The organism is Arthrobacter humicola, assembly GCF_039531445.1.
In the GTDB taxonomy this organism is placed as follows: Bacteria; Actinomycetota; Actinomycetes; order Actinomycetales; family Micrococcaceae; genus Arthrobacter; species Arthrobacter humicola.
The window spans coordinates 1-4,584 of sequence record NZ_BAAAQB010000044.1; the positions used below are offsets into that span (position 1 = coordinate 1).

Here is a 4,584-nt window from a genome sequence, read left to right on the forward strand (position 1 = left end):
CGACCCACCCTGAACCTGGAGACCCCAGCCAACCGGCTGAACCAGCTGCTGCACGCAGCCTAAACCCCGGCGTTGCTCCAACCAGTTGACTTTGCCGGGGGCAAAGCAACCACAAGTGATAGCGCATCGGGGGTTGGGGCTGCTATTTCGCCTTGCCGAGGAAGTCCTGCAGGCGGCCGACGCCCGTGGCCAGGTCTTCGTCGCCCAGCGCATAGGACAGGCGCAGGTAGCCGGACGGGCCGAAGGCCTCGCCGGGAACCACCGCCACCTCGACCTCGTCCAGGATCAGCGCCGCGAGTTCAGCAGAGGTGGCCGGCCGCACCGGACCGTTCGCCGACGGGAACTCCTTGCCCAGCAGCGCGCGGACGTCCGCGTACACGTAGAAGGCGCCCTTAGGCGTCGGGCATTCAACACCGTCAATCGCGTTCAGGCCCGCGACGATCGCCTTGCGGCGGCGGTCAAAGGCCACCTTCATCTCATCGACGGCGGTCAGCGGCCCGGACACGGCGGCGAGGGCCGCAATCTGCATGATATTGGAGACGTTCGACGTCGCGTGGGACTGCAGGTTGGTGGCGGCCTTGATGACGTCGGCGGGGCCGATCATCCAGCCCACGCGCCAGCCCGTCATGGCGTAGGTCTTGGCGACGCCGTTGAGGATGACCACCTTGTCGCCCAGTTCGGGGACGGCCGTGGCGATCGAGGTGAACGGCACGCCGTCGTAGGTCAGGTGTTCGTAGATCTCGTCGGTGACAACCCACAGGCCCTTGGACGCCGCCCACTGACCGATCGCCTTGACCTGCTCCTCCGAGTACACGGCGCCGGTGGGGTTGGAGGGGGAGACGAAGAGGAGGATCTTCGTGCGGTCCGTGAGGGCGGCTTCCAACTGGTCCACCGTGACCAGGTATTCCTGCTCCGGGCCGGCGAAGACCTCCACCGGCACGCCGCCGGCCAGCCGGATCGCCTCCGGGTACGTGGTCCAGAACGGGGTGGGAACAATGACCTCGTCGCCCGGATCCAGGAGGGTGGCGAATGTGTTGTACACGGCCTGCTTGCCGCCGTTGGTCACCAGCACCTGTGATGCCTCGGCCTTGTAGCCGGAGTCCCGGAAGGTCTTCTCCGCAATGGCCTGCTTCAACTCCGGCAGCCCGCCCGCGGGGGAGTAGCGGTGGTACTTCGGCTGGCTCGCGGCCTCGATGGCGGCCTGCACGATGTAGCCGGGGGTCGGGAAGTCGGGTTCCCCGGCACCGAAGCCGATGACCGGCCGGCCGGCTGCCTTCAGCGCCTTCGCCTTGGCATCGACGGCCAGAGTGGCGGATTCGGCTATGGCGGAAATGCGCTGGGAAATGCGGGCAGCAGACATGGGCGGGTCCGTTCTTCGCTTGCAGCTGGAAGGCTGGATGTGGGATTCGACGGAATCTACTCTATGCTGTTCACCGGATCCCCCGCGGTGCCGGAACGGAAATGTGACTGACGGCTGTCAGTTGGTTTTCACGGTCACGCAGGGGTCCGGAAGAGGGCCGGTTCGACGTAGGCGCAGTTCTTGCGTAGACTGGTTCTCCGGTGTTGAAAACACGATGATGGCCTGCGCCTCAGGGAAGCCTGCGGAATGCATCGGCCGGAGCGGATTTTAGCCCCGAAGGGTAGTGGCGCAATTGGTAGCGCAGCGGTCTCCAAAACCGCAGGTTGCAGGTTCGAGTCCTGTCTGCCCTGCGCATGCTGTTCCGGATCATCCGGAACCAGCGCAGCAACCACGGTTCAGTTCAGAGCCGGGTATCCGATCATTGCGAGGATGAGTGAGGACCAGGTGACCGAAACGGCTGCCAGCAGCTCCAAAGGCCGCCCCGCCAAGAATGCCGCCAAGCCCGGCTTCTTCGCTCGCATCGCGATCTTCATCCGCCAGGTCATTGGCGAACTGAAGAAGGTCGTCGCACCAACCCGTAAAGAACTGATCAACTACACGCTCGTGGTGCTGGTGTTCGTGATCATCATGATGGTGATAGTCACCTTGCTGGACCTGGCCTTTGGGACCGCAGTCAGCTGGGTCTTCGGCGGCAGCGCCCCCACGGACCGCTAAGGCGACCGGTCCGCAGACTGCGTGGATGCCCCGGGAAACCGGAGATTCCGCGGGGTGTGCGGAATTGAGTCATTTAAATAGGCATGTTAGGCAATGAGGAAGCAGGAGACCAAGTGTCTGAGCAGGAGCTCGAGGTAACTGAGACTGGGCTGGATAAGAGCCAGGACGCCGCGGTGGAAGCCGCGGAAGAGTCCGAGGCTGTGTCTGCTGCACCCGAATCCGACGTCACTGACGAGGCCGTAGCCGCGGAAGAAGACGCAGAGGCAGCAGTTGCCGCCGACGTCGACGCTGAAGAAGACACCGATGCTGACGCCGAAACGGGCGAAGCTGAAGAAGATACCGACGCGCTGGCAGCAGCGGCCGCCAAGGCCGACGTCGACCCCGCCGAAGAGTTCAAGGCCAAGCTGCGCCGCCAGGAGGGTGACTGGTACGTCATCCACTCCTACGCAGGCTACGAGAACCGCGTCAAGGCCAACCTTGAGACCCGCATCCAGACCCTGGACATGGAAGATTACATCTTCGAAATCCAGGTTCCGATGGAGGAAGTCGTTGAGATCAAGAACGCTCAGCGCAAGGTCATCAACCGCGTCCGCATCCCCGGCTACGTCCTGGTCCGCATGGACCTGACGGACGCTTCCTGGGGCGCCGTCCGCCACACCCCCGGCGTCACCGGCTTCGTGGGCAACGCCCACAACCCGGTCCCGCTGCGCCTCGATGAGGTCTTCTCCATGCTCGCCCCGGTCTTCGAAGAAGAGCAGGCCGAGAAGGGCAAGCCCGTCAAGCACGCTGCCGCCCAGGTGGACGTCGACTTCGAGGTTGGCGAGTCCGTCATCGTCAAGGAGGGCCCGTTCGAGACCCTTCCGGCCACGATCTCCGAGATCAAGATCGATTCCCAGACCCTCGTGGTGCTGGTGTCCATCTTCGAACGCGAGACTCCGGTCACGCTGGCGTTCAACCAGGTCAGCAAGATCTAGCTGGACTACAAGAATTCGCCCCGTGACTGCCCGCTTAGCAGCCACGGAGCGGCCGGCCGCCTTGCCATGGCGGCCACCAACCTGAGGCACGCTCCTGTGTCCCAGGACGTATTTGAGAGAAGGACCTACATTGGCTCCCAAGAAGAAGGTCACCGGCCTCATCAAGCTGCAGATCCAGGCAGGTGCCGCTAACCCGGCCCCGCCGATCGGTCCTGCGCTTGGCCAGCACGGTGTCAACATCATGGAATTCTGCAAGGCGTACAACGCTGCGACGGAAGCCCAGCGCGGCAACGTGATCCCCGTGGAAATCACGGTCTACGAAGACCGTTCCTTCACGTTCATCACCAAGACCCCGCCGGCTGCAGAGCTCATCAAGAAGGCTGCAGGCGTTGCCAAGGGTTCACCGACCCCGCACACCGTCAAGGTCGCCAAGCTGACCCAGGCCCAGGTCAACGAGATCGCCACCACCAAGATGGAAGACCTCAACGCCACGAGCCTCGAAGGCGCAGCGAAGATCATCGCCGGCACCGCCCGCTCCATGGGTATCACCGTCGAGGGTTAATTCCCCACCGCTGATGCGCCGGGTTCGTAAAACCGATCACGACGCCGGTCAGCACCGCCGGTCCGCCGGCAACACCTAAACATTGAAAAGCGGGATTCCGGGATGGACAAACCAGCCGGGATGCCGCCTGTGGCAGGGCCCAGCGCGGTCCGCAGACCACAACTGCACAAGGAGAAATAAGCAGCATGGCAAAGCGCAGCAAAGCATATGAGGCAGCCGCGGCCAAGATCGACGCGGAGAAGTTCTACGCGCCGTTCGAGGCAGTGACGCTCGCCAAGGACACCAACCCGTCCAAGTTCGACGCCACCGTTGAGGTCGCTTTCCGCCTGGGCGTTGACCCGCGTAAGGCCGACCAGATGGTCCGCGGCACCGTTAACCTGCCGCACGGCACCGGTAAGGTTGCCCGCGTCCTCGTCTTCGCAACGGGCGACAAGGCTGAAGCGGCAATCGCTGCCGGCGCCGACTTCGTTGGTTCCGATGACCTGATCGAAAAGATCGCAGCCGGCTGGACCGACTTCGACGCCGCCGTTGCCACCCCTGACCTCATGGGCAAGGTTGGCCGCCTCGGTAAGGTCCTGGGTCCGCGTAACCTGATGCCGAACCCGAAGACCGGCACCGTGACCGCTGACGTCGCCAAGGCCGTCAACGACATCAAGGGCGGCAAGATCGACTTCCGCGTCGACAAGCACTCGAACCTGCACTTCATCATCGGCAAGGTGTCCTTCGACGCCGTCAAGCTGGCCGAGAACTACGCAGCCGCTCTGGAAGAGGTCCTGCGCCTCAAGCCGTCCGCTTCCAAGGGCCGCTACATCCAGAAGGCCACCGTGGCCACCACGTTCGGCCCGGGCATCTCGGTTGACCCCAACGTCACCAAGGTCCTGACCGAGGTCTAATCCTCACCGGATCCACGGCGTCGCCAGCTTCAGGGCGTCACCAGTTTCCAGCAAAAGGCCGCCCCGCAACTGCGGGGCGGC

Annotated in this window: 5 protein-coding genes and 1 tRNA gene; 5 read left to right on the forward strand and 1 reads right to left on the reverse strand. The window is 63.8% G+C overall.

The window, feature by feature from the left end:
• Positions 1-142 precede the first annotated feature (142 nt).
• A complete protein-coding gene (locus ABD243_RS20300; protein WP_116765109.1) occupies positions 143-1,360 on the reverse strand; it encodes a pyridoxal phosphate-dependent aminotransferase in 1,218 nt (405 codons plus the stop codon).
• Between the two features lie 277 nt (positions 1,361-1,637).
• Between ABD243_RS20300 and ABD243_RS20305 the strand changes: the two genes are divergently transcribed.
• From ABD243_RS20305 to rplA, 5 genes are all read left to right on the forward strand, one after another.
• Positions 1,638-1,710, forward strand: a tRNA-Trp gene (locus ABD243_RS20305).
• Between the two features lie 79 nt (positions 1,711-1,789).
• A complete protein-coding gene (gene secE, locus ABD243_RS20310) occupies positions 1,790-2,074 on the forward strand; it encodes a preprotein translocase subunit SecE (protein WP_116765337.1) in 285 nt (94 codons plus the stop codon).
• Between the two features lie 113 nt (positions 2,075-2,187).
• Positions 2,188-3,048, forward strand: a complete 861-nt coding sequence (gene nusG / locus ABD243_RS20315; RefSeq protein WP_116765108.1) for a transcription termination/antitermination protein NusG — start codon at positions 2,188-2,190, stop codon at positions 3,046-3,048.
• A gap of 130 nt (positions 3,049-3,178) precedes the next feature.
• Complete coding sequence (gene rplK, locus ABD243_RS20320) at positions 3,179-3,610, forward strand: 50S ribosomal protein L11 (protein ID WP_024365990.1); 432 nt, start codon at positions 3,179-3,181, stop codon at positions 3,608-3,610.
• A 185-nt stretch (positions 3,611-3,795) separates the two neighbouring features.
• A complete protein-coding gene (gene rplA / locus ABD243_RS20325) occupies positions 3,796-4,503 on the forward strand; it encodes a 50S ribosomal protein L1 (protein ID WP_116765107.1) in 708 nt (235 codons plus the stop codon).
• The last annotated feature ends 81 nt before the right edge of the window (positions 4,504-4,584 follow it).

Coding starts and splice junctions, on each gene's coding strand:
- ABD243_RS20300 (WP_116765109.1), bottom strand. CDS start 1,360: ATGTCTGCTGCCCGCATTTCCCAGCGCATTTCCGCCATAGCCGAATCC.
- secE (WP_116765337.1), top strand. CDS start 1,790: ATGAGTGAGGACCAGGTGACCGAAACGGCTGCCAGCAGCTCCAAAGGC.
- rplA (WP_116765107.1), top strand. CDS start 3,796: ATGGCAAAGCGCAGCAAAGCATATGAGGCAGCCGCGGCCAAGATCGAC.